General features: G+C 46.7%; 17 protein-coding genes. 9 read left to right on the top strand and 8 right to left on the bottom strand.

The window, feature by feature from the left end; genetic code table 11:
- Positions 1 to 121 precede the first annotated feature (121 nt).
- Together QZ938_RS22365 and ftsH2 are read right to left on the bottom strand one after the other, a co-directional pair.
- Entirely contained in the window at positions 122 to 511 is a 390-nt protein-coding gene (locus QZ938_RS22365) for a hypothetical protein (RefSeq protein WP_293365640.1), read from the bottom strand.
- 121 nt (positions 512 to 632) lie between these two features.
- The gene (gene ftsH2 / locus QZ938_RS22360) at positions 633 to 2,519 is read right to left on the bottom strand and encodes an ATP-dependent zinc metalloprotease FtsH2 (RefSeq protein ID WP_293155298.1); all 1,887 of its coding nucleotides are present in this window, start codon (positions 2,517 to 2,519) and stop codon (positions 633 to 635) included.
- 321 nt (positions 2,520 to 2,840) lie between these two features.
- Between ftsH2 and QZ938_RS22355 the strand changes: the two genes are divergently transcribed.
- A complete protein-coding gene (locus tag QZ938_RS22355; protein ID WP_293155295.1) occupies positions 2,841 to 3,923 on the top strand; it encodes a ParM/StbA family protein in 1,083 nt (360 codons plus the stop codon).
- Positions 3,924 to 3,943: 20 nt separating this feature from the next.
- Complete coding sequence (locus QZ938_RS22350; RefSeq protein ID WP_293155292.1) at positions 3,944 to 4,459, top strand: hypothetical protein; 516 nt, start codon at positions 3,944 to 3,946, stop codon at positions 4,457 to 4,459.
- A 626-nt stretch (positions 4,460 to 5,085) separates the two neighbouring features.
- Here QZ938_RS22350 and QZ938_RS22345 read toward each other — a convergent pair.
- Both QZ938_RS22345 and mgtE read right to left on the bottom strand, forming a co-directional pair.
- Positions 5,086 to 6,009, bottom strand: a complete 924-nt coding sequence (locus tag QZ938_RS22345) for a hypothetical protein (protein WP_293155289.1) — start codon at positions 6,007 to 6,009, stop codon at positions 5,086 to 5,088.
- Positions 6,010 to 6,161: 152 nt separating this feature from the next.
- Positions 6,162 to 7,559 (bottom strand): magnesium transporter, encoded by a 1,398-nt coding sequence (gene mgtE / locus QZ938_RS22340; protein ID WP_293353405.1) that lies wholly within the window; start codon positions 7,557 to 7,559, stop codon positions 6,162 to 6,164.
- A gap of 188 nt (positions 7,560 to 7,747) precedes the next feature.
- Between mgtE and QZ938_RS22335 the strand changes: the two genes are divergently transcribed.
- Together QZ938_RS22335 and QZ938_RS22330 are read left to right on the top strand one after the other, a co-directional pair.
- The gene (locus QZ938_RS22335) at positions 7,748 to 7,897 is read left to right on the top strand and encodes a hypothetical protein (protein WP_293363370.1); all 150 of its coding nucleotides are present in this window, start codon (positions 7,748 to 7,750) and stop codon (positions 7,895 to 7,897) included.
- A 154-nt stretch (positions 7,898 to 8,051) separates the two neighbouring features.
- Positions 8,052 to 8,261 (top strand): hypothetical protein, encoded by a 210-nt coding sequence (locus QZ938_RS22330; protein WP_293330845.1) that lies wholly within the window; start codon positions 8,052 to 8,054, stop codon positions 8,259 to 8,261.
- On the opposite strand, the gene QZ938_RS22325 is transcribed toward QZ938_RS22330, so the two are convergent.
- The gene (locus tag QZ938_RS22325; protein WP_293155280.1) at positions 8,222 to 9,958 is read right to left on the bottom strand and encodes an ABC transporter permease subunit; all 1,737 of its coding nucleotides are present in this window, start codon (positions 9,956 to 9,958) and stop codon (positions 8,222 to 8,224) included. The two genes, QZ938_RS22330 and QZ938_RS22325, sit on opposite strands and share 40 nt — an antisense overlap.
- Positions 9,959 to 10,170: 212 nt before the next feature.
- Entirely contained in the window at positions 10,171 to 11,517 is a 1,347-nt protein-coding gene (locus QZ938_RS22320) for an AAA-associated domain-containing protein (RefSeq protein WP_293353407.1), read from the bottom strand.
- A 387-nt stretch (positions 11,518 to 11,904) separates the two neighbouring features.
- Between QZ938_RS22320 and QZ938_RS22315 the strand changes: the two genes are divergently transcribed.
- On the top strand, positions 11,905 to 12,048 hold the full coding sequence (locus QZ938_RS22315) for a hypothetical protein (RefSeq protein WP_293155274.1): 144 nt from the start codon (positions 11,905 to 11,907) through the stop codon (positions 12,046 to 12,048).
- Positions 12,049 to 12,326: 278 nt separating this feature from the next.
- Here the strand turns inward: QZ938_RS22315 and crcB are convergent, their stop codons facing one another.
- Positions 12,327 to 12,725: a fluoride efflux transporter CrcB gene (gene crcB / locus QZ938_RS22310; RefSeq protein WP_293155271.1), complete on the bottom strand. Its 399-nt coding sequence runs from the start codon at positions 12,723 to 12,725 to the stop codon at positions 12,327 to 12,329.
- A 105-nt stretch (positions 12,726 to 12,830) separates the two neighbouring features.
- On the opposite strand from crcB, the gene QZ938_RS22305 reads away from it, so the two are divergent.
- The 3 genes from QZ938_RS22305 to QZ938_RS22295 all read left to right on the top strand — a co-directional run bounded on the left by QZ938_RS22305 (position 12,831) and on the right by QZ938_RS22295 (position 15,726).
- Entirely contained in the window at positions 12,831 to 13,460 is a 630-nt protein-coding gene (locus tag QZ938_RS22305) for a macro domain-containing protein (protein ID WP_293155268.1), read from the top strand.
- A 460-nt stretch (positions 13,461 to 13,920) separates the two neighbouring features.
- Positions 13,921 to 14,778, top strand: coding sequence for a M48 family metalloprotease (locus QZ938_RS22300; RefSeq protein ID WP_293353409.1), 858 nt, complete (start codon positions 13,921 to 13,923; stop codon positions 14,776 to 14,778).
- 336 nt (positions 14,779 to 15,114) lie between these two features.
- The gene (locus QZ938_RS22295) at positions 15,115 to 15,726 is read left to right on the top strand and encodes a hypothetical protein (RefSeq protein WP_293353411.1); all 612 of its coding nucleotides are present in this window, start codon (positions 15,115 to 15,117) and stop codon (positions 15,724 to 15,726) included.
- A gap of 103 nt (positions 15,727 to 15,829) precedes the next feature.
- Here QZ938_RS22295 and QZ938_RS22290 read toward each other — a convergent pair whose 3' ends face one another.
- Positions 15,830 to 16,048, bottom strand: a complete 219-nt coding sequence (locus QZ938_RS22290; protein WP_293155255.1) for a hypothetical protein — start codon at positions 16,046 to 16,048, stop codon at positions 15,830 to 15,832.
- On the opposite strand from QZ938_RS22290, the gene QZ938_RS22285 reads away from it, so the two are divergent.
- A complete protein-coding gene (locus QZ938_RS22285) occupies positions 16,047 to 16,691 on the top strand; it encodes a hypothetical protein (RefSeq protein ID WP_293155252.1) in 645 nt (214 codons plus the stop codon). The genes QZ938_RS22290 and QZ938_RS22285 overlap by 2 nt on opposite strands.
- Positions 16,692 to 16,880: the final 189 nt, after the last annotated feature.

The raw sequence follows: 16,880 nt of genomic DNA, 5'->3' as shown, positions 1-16,880 counted from the left end.
CGGTTGAAACCGCTTCTACACAGACAAAACCCGACGGGAGCGGGTTGAATTTCTTCAATTAACTCGGCGGTTGAAACCGCTTCTACACAGACAAAACCCGACGGGAGCGGGTTGAATTTCTTCAATTAAGTCGGTTGAAACCGCTTCTACACAGACAAAACCCGACGGGAGCGGGTTGAATTTCTTCAATTAACTCGGCGGTTGAAACCGCTTCTACACAGACAAAACCCGACGGGAGCGGGTTGAATTTCTTCAACTCGGCGGTTGAAACCGCTTCTACACAGACAAAACCCGCCGGGAGCGGGTTGAATTTCTTCAACTCGGCGGTTGAAACCGCTTCTACACAGACAAAACCCGCCTCCGCCGGTTGAATTTCTTCAACTCGGCGGTTGAAACCGCTTCTACACAGACAAAACCCGACGGGAGCGGGTTGAATTTCTTCAATTAACTCGGCGGTTGAAACCGCTTCTACACAGACAAAACCCGACGGGAGCGGGTTGAATTTCTTCAATTAACTCGGCGGTTGAAACCGCTTCTACACAGACAAAACCCGCCGGGAGCGGGTTGAATTTCTTCAATTAACTCGGCGGACTTTGTTTGTTTGGCGTGCGAATTCTATTCGCCCTGAGTTTTTAAAGCTGAGGAACGTATTGTTCTTTTTCAGGAACAAAAGTGTATTCAGAGACGATTAGGCGCAACTCTTCGCCGTCGATAGTTTCTTTTTCGATTAACAAATCGACTAGCCGATCGACTACGGTACGATTGTCGCGAATAATTCGGCGGGCTTCGTCGTAACAACGATCGACAATTTCCCGCACTTGTCCGTCAATCCGAGAGGCAATTTCTTCGGAATATTCCGATCGCGCCGTGTAGTCCCGGCCGAGGAAAATCTCGCTTTGTTGAGCTTCTAGGGCGATCGGGCCCAAGGTAGACATCCCGTAGCGAGTAACCATTTGGCGGGCCATACCGCTGACTTGCTGCAAGTCGTTGCCGGCACCAGTGGTAACTTCAGCGTCGCCGAAAACTACTTCTTCGGCTGCGCGGCCGCCCAAAGCACCGCTAATCCGGGCTAGGATTTGGGATCTTGAAATCAAACCTTGGTCTTCGCTGGGCATGAACCAGGTTAAACCGCGGGCTTGTCCGCGAGGAACTAAGGTAACTTTTTGTACGGGATCGTGGGCTTGAATGACTGTACCGACGATCGCGTGGCCGATTTCGTGGTATGCAATCAAGCGTTTGCTCTTGCTGTCTACCAACGGTGTGCCTTCCATACCTGCGACGACGCGATCGACTGCATCGTCAATTTCCAGCATCGTAATCGCATCTTTGCGGCGTCTTGCTGTCAAAATAGCAGCTTCGTTGAGCAAGTTAGCCAAATCAGCACCGGTAAAGCCAGGAGTGCGGCGGGCGATCGCATCCAAAGAAATCTCCTCAGACAGCTTCTTGTTGCGCGCGTGAACTTCTAAAATTTCCAACCTGCCTTTGATATCCGGTGTATCAACGCTAACTTGGCGGTCAAAACGTCCCGGACGTAGCAACGCCGAGTCGAGCACGTCAGGGCGGTTCGTAGCAGCAATGATGATGATGCCAGTATTGCCCTCAAAACCGTCCATTTCGGTCAGCAACTGGTTCAGGGTTTGTTCCCGTTCATCGTTACCGCCACCGATACCGGCGCCGCGCTGGCGGCCCACTGCATCGATTTCATCGATAAAAATTATACAAGGAGCATTTTCTTTAGCTTTCTTGAACAAGTCGCGGACGCGGGATGCGCCAACACCGACAAACATTTCCACAAATTCCGAACCGGAGATGCTGAAGAAAGGGACGGCGGCTTCACCTGCGATCGCTTTTGCCAGCATGGTTTTGCCTGTTCCGGGAGGGCCTACTAGCAGCACGCCTTTGGGAATCTTGGCGCCGACTGCGGTGAAGCGTTCGGGTTTTTTGAGGAAAGTCACGACTTCGGCGAGTTCTTCTTTCGCTTCTTCTACGCCTGCTACGTCGTCGAACAGTACGCCTGTTTTAGCTTCCATTTGAAAGCGTGCTTTGGATTTGCCAAAATTCATGGCTTGGCCTGGGCCCCCCGGCACGTTGCCGCCGCGGCGGAACAGGAAGAACAGCCCTCCTACTAATAAGAGAGGAAATACTAGATTGCCTAACACTCCCCAGATGGCGCCGTCGTTGCGGAGGGGGTGAGTGTCGAAGCTAATTTTGGAATCTCTGAGTCTAGAAACGAGTTCCGGAGCATTTGACGGCAAGTCTACCCGCCACCGCTGCTCGTGATTGTCCAGTTCGGGATCGACGGCTAGGATGATCGCAGTGCGGCCTCCGTCGTATAAATCAACACTGGTCACTCGATCGGCGTTTAAGTAATCTAAGAATCTACCGTAGCTCAGGCGGGTGCTGGCGGTGTTCTTGCTCATTTCTGCCGGGGACGCGGCGAAGGCTCCCTGCCACAGGAAAAAGCCGATGACTAGGGCGGGTAAAGTCCAAAGTAGTATAGTTTGCCAAGAAATTTTCATAAATGCGGGTGCCTTGAATTGGGGATAGATCGGGGAAGCTGGCGGTCTCGGATTAGTGTGACAAAAGTTTACACTCAGAATCTTAACTAAATTTAACTTAACAATGCACGATCGGGCAAGATGTCGGCGATCGTGGCGATCGAGAAAAAGTTAGGTTAGTTACGGTAACGGCGATCGTCCCGAATATAATGTTTGGTGCTGATTTCAATACCAATCTAGGTAGAGTTAGAAGAAGCGCCTCAAAACCCACTGTCTTTAAGCGCGGCAGTGTCCAGGGATAAGGCATGATAATGGTGAGGCTCAGTGAGGTAACACATTTCAATGACAACTAGACAGCTTGTTCCTAATTCGGCTATGCTGACGCAGCAGACTAAGATCGCTTCTCACAAATCGATTATTAGTGCTGATTTGGGTCGTACAGCAACTAAAGCTTGCGTGAGTCGCAACCCAAATGGTGTTGTTTTCATCCCTGCCAACGTGGCTACTATGCCCGTGGAAAAGGTGCGGGGCGGCAGCTTTGAGTCAAAAGCAACAGACCCTCTGTTGGATATGTGGCTGGAGCACCAGGGCAAGGGGTACGCCATCGGCCAACTGGCCGCTGACTTTGGCGCTAATCTCGGTGGGGCTGACCAGTCGAAAGTAGTAGATGCTTTGGTTAAGGTCTTTTCCTGTGCTGGATATTTCCAGATGAAGGGCGAAATGGCAGTAGTGCTGGGTTTGCCTTTTTATTCGCAGGATCAGTTTGAGAAAGAAAAGGAAGAGATTATCAGCCAACTGCGCTCTCCCCACGTTGTCGTATACCGCGGCGAGCGTTTGGAAATTGACATTCGCCACGTTTGGGTGATGCCGGAAGGATTCGGCAGCCTGATTTGGTGCGAAGCTCAAGACAACAAGGAGTTTACGCCGGAGTTGCCGGAACTGTCGGTAGCTGTGGTCGATATCGGACACCAAACTACGGATTTGTTAATGGTCGATCGTTTCCGGTTCGCCCGAGCCGCTTCTAAGAGCGATTCCTTCGCCATGAACAAATTCTACGAACAAGTTGCCTCAAAAATTCCGGGGGCAGACCCTCAATCCCTGTCTTTATTGGAAGGGGTAAATAAACCCGAAGGGCAGCGTTTCTACCGTCCTAGAGGAGCGACTAAGCCGACTAATTTAGATCCGATTATTAAGGATTTACGGGAGGCTTTCGCTAACGAACTGTCCGAACGTTTGGTACAGTGGTTGCCGGAACGGGTGACGGACGTAGTTCTGACTGGCGGTGGCGGCGAATTTTTCTGGGAGGTACTCCAACCTTTGCTGAAAGACGCCAATCTTAAGGCTCACTTGGCTCAGCCTTCTCGGAAAGCTAATGCTTTGGGACAGTTTATTTATGCTGAGGCTCAGCTAGCCACGATAAAGTAACGCATTAAGGCTTGAACCCTATGGCACTGTGGGCAAAAAATAAGGCGAATTTCTCGGTGGCGTTTACGGAAGATGCTGCCGATCAAACTTTGCTGGCGGCTATTGAAAAAGAGTTGGCTTTTACGAAGTATCAGACTTTCAGCAATCTCTGCAAGCAAGCTTTGTGGCAGTTTTTGTCTGTATCTGAGTCTGCTAGCTCTACAGATAGCTCTGAGCGGTTGGAACAGCGTATTGCTGAACTTGCGGTCAGATTTGCTGAGTTTGAGCGCAATGTTTCTGCTGAGGAATTAAGCCGTTTGGAAGGACTGGAACATCACCTGAGTCAATTGGGCGCGCAGTTGGATCAGTTGCAGGGGAGTGTTGACAGTAAGTTTGCTCAAGTTTCTTTTGCCCAAGTTTCAAAAGTAGTAGAGCCCGATCCGATCGAGTCTGAGTCTGTAGCGAACGATTTAGTTTCTGATGCTGAGGTTGCTCCTCGTCGGGAGTCCGATCCTTTATTGGAGCGTTTAAGTTCTTTGTTACCGCAAGATTTCTAGAATGAGGTAGAGCAAGGCTAAAAAGCCTTGAGATGTGATGTTAGTGGCCCGCTGTTGGCAGCAGGTACTGAATAAATAAACAAAGCGATCGCTCTTTTGAAAAAAAGGGCGATCGCTTTGTTATTGGTGATTGGTTATTAGTTATTGGTGATTGGTGATTAGTTATTGGTGATTGGTTATTAGTTATTGGTGATTGGTGATTAGTTATTGGTGATTGGTGATTGGTTATTGGTTATTGGTTATATCATGTTCGGTCGATTACTATAACAAAAAACTGTTCGTAGTGCGGACTTCAGTCCGCAATATGCTGCGGACTGAAGTCCGCACTACGAACGGATCTTATCGCGGTCAATCGACCGGACACGATATTATTGGTTATTAGTCATTAGTTATTAGTTATTGGTTATTAGTTATTGGTTATTAGTGCGAGATTCCCCGCGATCGAACGTTATTAGTAATTGGTCAGTTAGTAGGGGCGGTGCCAAGAGTGTCCGCCCTCTTAATGCCCAGTTGTCAGTTGTCAGTTATTAGTTGTCAGTTGTCAGCCAACAATGCCCTATGCCCTATGCCCTATGCCCTATGCCCTATGCCCAATTCCCAATTCCCAATTCCCAATTCCCTCGAAATTATTCAATCAATCCTAATTTTTGCAAGCGCGAACGAATGGCAACAGGTTGTCGCTGAAATTTCTGAGCTAATTCACTAACTTCTTGGCAGTTTGCATATTCTTTCTGCAAATTCTCGTCTTCCTCCCGACTCCACTTTACGTAAGCCCTGGGATATTTCTGGCGAATTTTCTCATTCTGGGTTTTAGATCGATCGGCATTTTTGGGATCGGCATTCAAACCAGAACCCAAGTTTTGGTTGATTTCCCCGGCGCGGCTAGTTACAGCCTCCTGCACCCGGGTGGGAATCACAGCAATTTCTTGAGCAAGCTGAGCCAAAGCATTATCTACTTGTTGCTGAAGTTCTGTTAGCTGTCGCTGCTGCAAATTTCCCCATTGCGGCAGTTCGTTGATAAACTCCTGCAAGTCCAGAATGATTGTTGTCAAAGTTTCGACTTGTTGCAACTCAGGCCGTTGTTTGAATTGGCGGCTGGTGATTTCGATCTCGCTTTGAATCATTTTAATAGTTTTTTCTAAAATTATGATCCGCTGGCGCAGGTTCTCAATTGCTGAAATTATAGAGTGGGAATTTTCTGCCTGGCCAACATTGAGATTTTCGCGAGATGTTTGGGCAAGAGCTGTATCTAAAGAACTTACAGCAAGTTGTAATTGCTCGATCGCCCGATCGCTCGTAGCTGCTTGTTGGTTTACGCGATCGAACACTGCCGCGGTACTTGTTTTAACTTGCCCGCGAAACTTCTGGCGGTTCACAAAATTCAACACCAGCGAAATTACTACAGGAACTTCGACATAAATGCTCTGCTGCAAAACCAAACTAGCAGCCAATCCTACAGCCGAGGCAGCAAGAAAGATTAATTCAGCAGTTTCTAACAAATTGCTCGATTTGGGATTTTGAATTTTGGTTGATGAATTAGATGATGACATAAGTTAATTAGGAATTAGTAATTAGTAATTAGGAATTGGGCAAACAGGGCATTGGGCAAACAGGGCATTGGGCATTGGTAGTTGGGAGGCTGTACATCACGGAATTTAAAATTACTATGGGTTTTTAATTTATGCGAATCTAATTAAATATATTATAATTGCAAAATTAGTCGAGCTAAAGTGAAATAAATTAAGACTCCGAGGACATCAACTGCGGTGGTAATAAAAGGAGCAGACATTAAAGCGGGGTCTAAACCCAAAGAACGAAAGAGAAATGGCAGAGCTGAACCGGCAATAGAAGCTAAAATTGCGATCGCCAGCAAACTCACCCCCACCGCGATTGCCACGGCTAAATTCCCTTGCAGAGTGTAAGCCCAGCCCGTCGCTACCGTCCCCAATATAGCGCCTAGGAGCGCTCCCGCCATCCCCTCACGCACAATTACTTGAAAGGGGCCCATTGCTGTAATTTCATCAGTATTCAAACCGCGAATTACCACAGTTGAGGACTGGGCTCCGACATTGCCTCCAGTGCCAGTCAGCAGCGGAATAAAGGCTGCTAGGGCGACTACTTGGTGCAAAATATCTTCTTGAGCTCTAATAATTGCTCCGGTGACAGTATTGGTCAACAGCAGAACAAACAGCCAGACGACCCTTTTGCGGGCGACGGTGATTAAATCGGTCTGAAAATAATTGTCGCCGCCGGACTGGACGCCACCCAAGGTATAAATATCTTTGGCTGCTTCTTGTTCTAAAATGTCGATCGCGTCGTCAACTGTAATGATCCCCACCAAACGCTGTTCGCGGTCTACAACGGGCACAGCTAAAAAATCGTAACGCTGGATCAGCCTAGCTACTTCTTCTCGATCCGTTCCCGTTTGCACAGAAACTACCTCGCGGGTCATAATTTCGCCGACAGTTTTGTCGAGGGGAGAAGTGACTAAATCCCGCAAGGATAAAATGCCACTCAACCGTCGTGCCGCATCAGTGACGTAAAGAGAATAAATGGTTTCGGTAGTTTTAGCTAAAGAGCGAATTCTGTCTAAAGCTTGAGCAACGGTAAAGCTTTCTTTGAGAGAAATGTATTCTGGGGTCATAATCCGGCCGGCGCTACTGGCTTCGTAACCCAAGAGTTGGGCCGTCGCTTCGCGTTCCGTTGGGCTCAATTCACCTAAGAGGCGGCGGACTAAGATGGCCGGCAGTTCGTCAAATAGTTTAGCTCGATCGTCCGGGGACATTTTGTCTACAATATCGATGACTTCTTGGCGTTTGAATTTTTCGCAGAGGGACTGCTGAACGGTAGAGTCGAGATATTCGTAAACTGCGATCGCCTCGTCTTTAGAAAGCAACCGGAAAGCTATTACTTGCATGGTTTCCGGCAGGCCTTCGATAGCTTCAGCGATGTCTGCTTCCTGCACCGGCTGCAAAATCGCTTTTGCTCCTTGAAAGTCTCCTTGTTCCAACAAAGCCTTTAACTGCGATCGAACTAATTCCCGGAGTTCTTTTCGCGCGTAGGTGGGTAGAGAAGACGATTGATAATTGTTTTCTGTCACTGATGACCCTCCTCATGCAATTTTAGATTTTAGATTTTAGATTTTAGATTTTAGATTTGGGATTTGGGATTAAAGGATTGGGAATGACTTACTAAGTCAGCAGATTTGAACTTGACCTACAGTTGCATTTTTGTGGTAACTGGTATCAACCTGTGCTGCACGCCTTCCTGAATCCAGTTTATAGCCTATTGACACCACTGGTTGCAGTTATTACGATTTACACGGGCAGCGCCAGCAACGGAATTTTTTGGCAGATGCGGCACCACCAAAACCAAGCTGTATTCTCGAAACCGAGTTTCTTGGTAGGATGTTTTCGCTCTAGTGCAACGCCAGTGTGAGTTCGGGAAAGTGCGATCGATTACCGATTACCAATTACCAATTAAGCTGTGTTGCATCTAGATTGCCTATGGTATTAGAGAGGGAGAAGAGGAGAGGGGCCGATGGGGATCGGGGGAGAGAATTTTTGATCGGGACTCGAAATATACAATTTAAATGCACAACAGCTTACCAATTACCGATTACCAATTACTAATTACTAATTCCCAATTACTAATTACCTTTGAGAATGGGTATACTCTCAACCCTTCGGCTTCGCTCACAGCAAGCTGTCAACTGTCAACTGAAAACTGTCAACTGTCAACTGTCAACTGTCAACTGTCAACTCAAACCAATAACTGGTATTTTTCTTGTGCCAAACGGTAAAGCGGGCGCCACACCAAACGGTTAGTCAATACAACCAACAGCGACATCACAGAAGTAGCCGCTAACAGTAAAGGAAAATTACCCGATGCCGTTGCTTCAGAAATCGTCTCTCCCAAACCGCTCGTTCTAATTATTTCACCTTTAAACTGCACGTATTCGCTGACAATACTTGCATTCCAAGCTCCGCCAACCGCCGTAATAATTCCTGTGATTAAATAAGGGAATATTCCCGGCAAAATTAAAGTTTTCCAGCGCCCAATTAGGGAAAGTTTGTAAACTTGCGCGGCTTCAAACAACTCCGAAGGTATGGCTTGAGCGCCCGCAATCACGTTAAACAGCAAATACCACATTGTACCCAACATCATCAGCGCTACAGAACCAATTTGCAACCCGCCTCCAGCGTGAATTAGAGCTAGTAGCAATACGGGAAATAAAGCCGTTGCTGGTACAGAAGCGGCTATTTGCACTAAGGGCTGCAAAATCTGAGCTAAACGCGGATTTCGACCGATCGCCACTCCGACAGGTACAGTCCACAACAGCGATAAAAATAGCGCGCAAATGACTCGCAAAGCCGTAAAAAATGCACCTCCTACGACTTTTTGCCAATCAGATACACTCAGGAACCTCAGCAGCAGCACGGCTTCCCAGGTTCCCCAAAGGACGATCGCAGCAAACCCGCTGACAAACAGCCAATTGATCCAATTGCCGAGGCGGCTTTGGCGGCGAGGGCTTGTTGGTAAATGAGCAGGTGCAAAACCTCTTGCCAAAGCGCGATCGAAACTGTCACCTACGGGCGATATGCGCGACTTCAACACCCGCAGCGTCGCCGATCGCCTTAAAAAATCCAACACCTTGGACTGCGGTACATTGGTCGCTTCTACGGCTTGATATTTAAACTTTTCCACCCAAGCAATCAAAGGCTGCCAAATGAAAAAATCTATGGCTACAATCACACCAATTAATACTGCTAAACCCCAGCCGATCGCCCCAAAATTGCCTTCATTGGCTGCCTTCCCCAAATAGGAACCGAGTCCGGGCAGATGAAAGTTTTTAGCACCCAAGGTAAAAGATTCGATCGCAATCAAAAAGAACCAGCCACCAGCCACTGACATGACGCTGTTCCACACCAGCCCGATCGCGCCAGCGGGCAATTCTAACGTCCAAAATTGCTGCCAAGCATTCAGCCGATAAACTTGAGCAGCTTCTTTCAGTTCTTGCGGAATTCCGGAAAGCGACTGATAGAAACTAAAGGTCATATTCCAAGTCATTCCAGTAAATATTAAGATAATCGATGCGAGTTCTACGCCGATTCTTTGACCGGGAAATAACGTAACTAGCGCTAAAACTACTCCGGGCAAGAAGGATAAAACCGGAATTGATTGCAAAATATCTAGTAAGGGAATTAAAATTTTTGCTGCGAGAGGAAAGCGGTAAGCTGAATAAGCATAAACTAAGGTAAATAGCAAGGATAAAAGATAAGCCGCTGTCATGCGTAAAAGAGTCTGGGCTGTATAGGCTGGCAAGACATTTAGCGTAGTCTCTATTTTAAAGTTTGGGTTGTAGTCACTGTTGAATTGAGAAGCTGTTTGGACTATTACTAAAATTAGAGAGAAGATTGCTAGAATCAGCAAGCCGTCTTGCCAAGTCCAAGTCGATCTTTCTAATGTTTTATTGGCTGGTGTTAGGGGTCTTGTCATAATAATTAGTTATTGGGCATGGGGAATTGGGAATTGGGCATTGGGCATTGGGAATTGGGCATTGGGCATTGGGCATTGGGCATTGGGCATTGGGCATTGGGCATTGGGCATGGGTAACAGTCAACAGTCAACAGTCAACAGTTAACAGTCAACAGTCAACAGTTAACAGTTAACAGTTAACAGTTAACAGTTAACTCTCAAATAACCAATAACTACTCATCTTTTTCTTCAGATTCTAAGAAGATTTCGCCGCCCGGTTCGTCGTAGCTGTATAATTCTGCATAGCGACCCCAGTCAATAGCAGTTTTCAATTGCCTCATTGCTTCTTGGGGGCTAAAGTGGGCTTCGAGAATATCCAAAATCAATTCTTCAGAAATGCGGTGATTGCGCTTGGCCTGAAGCATTCGAGAAACTTGCTGTACGAGGCGAATATTGGTGAGAATTTGGGTGCGGACAATTTGTTTGCGCTGGTCAATTCCGCCGGCTATGAATTGAATGCCAACTGGTGTTAATAGAAGGTCGCCTTCTTGAATTACTAGGAATTCCATTAATTTGGCGGCTTCGACGATCGGCAAAATGTCGTCTACCTCTAACATTAATTCTTGACCGAGGCGGTAGAGGTCTTTCTCTTTGCGATCTTCGAGGAGTTCTAACAAACCTGCGATCGCACCTGTGCGGACTTGCGGCAGAGATTGGTATTTAGGGCTGGGGGCGGGTTGAGCCTGAGATACCGCAGTAGCGGTACTTTGAGTTGGTGCAGCCACTGTTTCGCAGCTTAACTCTGGATTCGTCAGAATTTTGTACACTTGGTCTACGAGGGCTTGGAATGCTGCTGTTTTGCGATCGCGGTAATGCGGCAAAGTCACGGTTAGTTCAGCGCGAATTCGTCCGGGATTGCGGCCGAGGACTACAATGCGATCGGCTAAAATTACCGCTTCCTCAATCCCGTGAGTTACGATTAATACAGCTTGAGTCGGAATCTTTTTTTCTAGCCACAAATCTAATAACTCAAACCGCAAGTTTTCTGCTGTCAACACATCTAAAGCTGAAAACGGTTCATCCATGCACAGCAATTCCGGTTCTACCGCCAAAGCCCTAGCAAATCCCACTCGCTGCCGCATTCCGCCGGACAGTTCTTTCGGATAAGCATTTTCAAATCCATCCAAACCGATAATATCAATCATTCGCAAGGCTTTTTGGCGGCGCGGTTCTGGCAATTCTCCTTTAGCTTTTAAGCCTAATTCTACATTTTCTAGTACCGTCAGCCAGGGATAAAGGGCAAAGTTTTGAAATACAATTGCTATCCCAGGATTTAAGCCGACTAAGGGACGATTGTGGTAAAAAACTTGACCGTCGCTGGGGGGAATTAATCCGGCAATCATCCGCATTAATGTAGATTTGCCAGAACCGGAAGGGCCTAGTAAAGCTACTATTTCGCCCGATCGCAGTTCTAAATTTATTGGCTCTAAAATAGATATTTGTTGACCGTTGGGCTGCTGGTAAGCCTTGCTGACACCTTTTAAGGTAATGAGGCACTCTGTTGCTATTTTAACTACCACAACTAAACTCCCTCGCTTGTTATTTAACTTTAGTTATTAGTTATTAGTCATCAGTCATCAGTCAGCAGTCATCATTCATCAGTCATCATTCATCAGTGCCGTCCCCGATCGCGAACAGTAATCATCAGTCATCAGAAGTGCGAGCTTAAGAACTCGCGAACATTAGTCATTACCCAAAAAATTTCACAAACTCACAACTGATATTTGTCGGCAGACACGAGTTTGCGTCCGTTGGTCTTAAAATTGATTCTTGGGTTTCCATACGTATACCTCATTAACTCATTTTTAGCAAGACCTGCTGGCGGGAATGCTTCATTCAGTTGACAGTTGACAGTTGACAGTTGACAGTTGACAGCACTTGACAAAGGAAGGAAGAGGATTGGAGTAATGAATCCTCTTCTTTTAATTTATCGCGATCGGGCTTGGGGCTTTAAACCAATGCTTTCTGGTAAAATCTGCCAGATATCAATTAAAGCTGAAATCAGGAGCGATCGCCAAAACCTGGTCGAGCTGAAAAAACTTAATTTTTAGATTAATTTTCAAATTTCTTGCTACAATTACTGATTTCATATAAATTATTTTTCATTAGACGAGCCGCAAGCCGGATACGTTCAACAGTTGACAGTTGACAGTTGACAGTTGACCATGGGAGAGCGACCTCTACCTAGAAGGAAGAGGATTGGAGTAATGAATAGTCTGATTTTAATTTCTCCCGCTCCGGGAGAGGCTTTCAACCAATTCTTTCTGGTAATGCCCTGTCCCTACGGGTGCTCGATTATATCTAATGAAAGAGGTAAACGATATTTTATCTATTTGCCAATTCGTGCTAAAATGCTGCCTAACTGAACGGCAATTACTCCGAGTATGGCACTGCCAGCCCAGTAAAAAGTGGCCAAGCTGTAAAACCGATCGCGCAACAAGACAGTTGTCTCTAAACCGTAAGTCGAAAAAGTAGTATAAGCCCCCAAAAATCCTGTTGCTATCATTAACCGCACCTCTGACGGAACCGCCGGCACCCGTTCAAAAATCAGGGTGATAAAAAATCCCATAGCCAAGCAACCGGTGATGTTGATAAAAAAAGTTCCGTAGGGAAATGCGGTACCGAAACGGTTGGCAAACCACAAGGTGATATAATACCGACTCAATGCGCCGGCAATGGCACCGAAACTAATTGCGATCGGGTGGCGGAGATTGGGGTCTTGCAGCATCAAAGGATTTTAGATTTTAGATTGAGCGGACTCATCTAAAATATTGTATGATTAAAATGGCGATCGCCAGAGCAATCGCCATTTAAAAAATTATAGAGAGTATGTATGCAAATTGTGCTGGCTGCCGTAGATGATGACTTAGTTAGAGCGTGGGAAAGCACTTGCGGCAATATCGATAATGTCAAAATACATCACGGCTCAATCTTTAGTGTGAAATGCGATGCGATTGTGAGTCCAGCGAATAGTTTTGGCTTTATGGACGGCGGTTTAGATTTAGCTATTTTGGAATATTTTGGTGGTCACGTTCAAGAACGCTTACAAAAACTAATTCAGAGTCGCCATCACGGCGAACTATTGGTAGGATTAGCCGAAGTTGTCGATACCGATCATGACGAAATTCCCTATTTAATCGCTGCCCCAACCATGCGCGTACCGACAATTTTAACAGACACAGTCAATGTTTATCTAGCAACTAGGGCTATTTTAACTCTCGTAAAATTTGGCACGGTTCCAGACGGAACGCCGGTCAAACATATCATTGAAACGATCGCGATTCCCGGCATGGGTACGGGCACAGGTAAAGTGCCACCCGATATCTGCGCGCATCAGATGCAAGTCGCGCTTCAAGATATCCTCCTATCTCAATATCAATTTCCTAAATCTTGGCTGGATGCTCAAAAATCTCACCACTTGTTATATGCTGGCGGTGCCGGACAGTGGCCGCTGGAAAATTGAAAAGCCCAAATCTCAAATTTCTAGATTTAGCAAGCGGATTTCTTGGTAGTCTGTATTTTGAGGTGGAGCGATTTATCAGAAATTAAAGGGGTGCATCTGGTTTTTGAATAGGGCTATAGCATGACCGCATATAAATTATTAGTTATAATCTCATATTGACGGAGGTCATGCGAAAGCCCCTACACACATACGTGCAAAACCCAGATGCACTCAACTAAAAACTAAAGTACGCTAAACCGTACCTGCAAATTGGCGGTATTCTACACGCGAGCTCAACTTGGGTAGATAGAATGTAGGAGAACAGATCGAAATACTCAAAACCAAAATTTATCTGTGATGCCACCAGATACTGCACTAGAAAGCGGGTTATTGGTAGGCGGTGGCGAAATGCCATGCAAACAACTATTGAAGGTCGATCGAGATTATTGCTTAATTTAGTGATTTCAGGGAGAGTCCCGAAATGAATCAAATTAAAACTGCTGCTTTGTTAGGTTTGTTAAGTGCGCTGTTAATTACCGTTAGCTATTGGGTAATCGGCGGTTCGGGAGGTGCAATTATCGGCATTGGTTTGGCCGCCGCCATGAACTTAGGTTCGTGGTTTTACTCGGATAAAATCGCTTTGGCGGCCTACGGGGCTGTGCCGGTAACTGCCAGCCAAGCGCCGGGACTTTATACAATGGTGGAAAGACTGGCGCAGCGGGCTAATTTACCGATGCCAGGAGTTTATATTATTCCTACTCAGTCTGCTAACGCTTTTGCTACCGGGCGCGATCCCGAACACGCGGCGGTTGCAGTCACTGAAGGGATTATGAATATCCTGTCAGAGGACGAACTCGAAGGAGTCATCGCCCACGAACTTACTCACATTAACAACCGCGATACGCTGACGCAAGCGGTGGCGGCTACGGTGGCGGGGGCGATTTCGTGGTTGGCGCAAATGGCGAGTTACAGTATGTGGTTTGGGGGTAGGGACGATCGCAACAGCCCGAATCCTGTGGGGTTGCTGCTGACAATTATCCTCGCACCGGTGGCTGCTTCCGTCATTCAGCTAGCCATTTCGCGCACGCGGGAGTTTTCGGCGGATGCGGGGGCTGCCCGGTTAACGGGCAATCCAAGGGCTTTGGCGAGGGCTTTGCAGCGGCTGGAAAGTGGGGCGCGCCAAATGCCCTTAGATGGTAATCCAGCTTTTGCGCCGCTGTTGATTGTGAATTCGTCTGCTGGTGATTGGTTTAGAAGTTTGTTTTCGACTCATCCAACTACCGAATCGCGGATTCAAAATTTGATGAAGCTGGAACAAGAATTGCCTGGTTCTTATTAAGTGTTAGAATGAATCATGGCGCTACACATCGAAAGTTTTAACAGCCAGCATCAGTTCTGGTGCTAGGTTCAAAAGTTGATTCAACAGTTGACAGTTGTAGGGGCAGTGTCCCCGTGCCTGCCCTCTTCGTTGACAGTTGACAGTTGACCATGGGAGAGCGACTTCTACCTAGAAGTCCGAGGAATCGAATAATGAATAGTCTGATTTTAATTGATCCCGATCCGGCGGGCGGGCTTTCAACCAATTCTTTCAGGTAAAAAGTCTTAAAGGCCAGAATTAATTCTGGCGCCACACATACAAAGTCTGCGTTTGCGGACTACAAAAGGAGACATCGCAATGACTGAACCAAATTTGACTGAAGTAGAAGTAACAGTTGTAGAGGCTACTCCCGAAACGACGGCGATTGTTAAAAAAGAGATGCCGGATGCTACGCCGGAGACGATCGCAGAAACAGCCGCTTTGTTTGAAGCAATTAAAAAACGCGCCGCCGCCGAAGTCCAAGCAGCGGGCGATCTCACCCGCGAAGCTTATTTGAAAGCCCTCCAGAAGGCTTCAAGTGCGATCGAACAAAATAAGTCGATCGCCAAAGAGAGAATGACTGAGGCTGTCAGCCTACTCAAAAAGGAATCCGAGAAAAATTGGCTGGTGGTGGATGCGATTAAAACGCGAGCTCAAGCCCAGGTGCAAGATGCCGGCGAAGTCAGTCGCGAAGCTTATTTGAAGGCGGTTCGACAAGCGCGAGAAGCGGTGGAACAAAATAAATTAGTCGAACGCGATCGCATCGAACAAGCTGTCGAGCACATTAACAAGGAAACTGAAAAGAATTGGCACGTCGTTGTGGGAGAAATTGAGTCGATTGGTGCTCGATTGAAAGAGACTGCCAAGTCTGCTTGGAACTCGCTAACGGCGTTTTTTGACAAGTCCGATCGCGGCAATTCCGAGAAGTAATATCAAGCATCGAAAGTTAATGTAACAAAGGTATGTAGTTGGGCTTCAGCCCTCTTTAGACGTATATATAAAGAGAGCTCGCATCCCAACTACGTGCCTATTTCTATTTGGATTCAATCGGCAGTAAGATTAAACTGAATTCGAGGGCGGTAAATAAAAGTTTTCTACCCAGCCGCACTGTTGCTAAACGCAACCCGATGAGGCCGAAAAGTGCGATCGCGATCGCGCCCGCGCGCAAGAGTGGCGATCGAAACGATCGAACGGTTATCGATTTTACGCTATAACATTGGTGAAACAAGGTTAATTTGAGGGAGTAAATCATGAAAAGTACGATCGCACCAGCATTTATTCTCGCCGGTGTCATGTTAATTGGCGGTTTGTCTGCTTGTGCGCCACCTAACCCGCCGGAAGCCTCGGAATCTAATCCAGCTAAGGAAGATACCGTAAGTTTAGAGAAACCAAAGGCGGATGCTGTTTCCTCCGATGCTACTAAGCCCGATGCGACTGCGGCGAATCCAGTCACTTCATCGGAAACCAAGGCGGATGCTACTACTTCTAAAGATGCTAAATCTGACGCAGATACTGCTGCTTCCAAAGATGCTAAATCTGACGCAGATACTGCTGCTTCCAAAGATGCTAAATCTGACGCAGATACTGCTACTTCCAAAGATGCTAAATCTGACACGGTGGCTGCAAATCCAACAGATTCCCAGAAACCGAAGCTTTCTAATGCCGAAAGAGCACAGAAGCGCAAGGAAGTTAGTAAACAACTCGCAAAGGTACTCACTGTTGAGCAATACAAAGAGTTGAATGCTAAGCTGAAGTCTGGCAAAAAAATGCGTAAAGCTTTGACTGAAATTAATCTGACTGCCGAACAGAAGCCAAAAGTTAAGGCGATTATCAAGGATCTTTATCCTCGCGCCGCCCAAAACCTTCAAAAATCATCGGAAACTAAGCCGCAGTAATGTCGTGAAAGCACGTTTTGTGCGATCGCAATTATAAGGTTTTTGGGTTTTTGTAGGGTGCGTCAGCAAGCTAATTTTTTTGCATTGCTGGTTGTTTTGTCTGACGCACCCTGTCCTTTGTGAACAACACGATTGACAACGCCACAGCCTCAATTCATTTGATTTGGATGCGGACTAAAGTCCTCACTA

This window comes from Microcoleus sp. CAWBG27, assembly GCF_020883145.1.
Classification (GTDB): Bacteria; Cyanobacteriota; Cyanobacteriia; order Cyanobacteriales; family Microcoleaceae; genus Microcoleus.
This window is presented reverse-complemented; position numbering and strand designations above follow the sequence as displayed.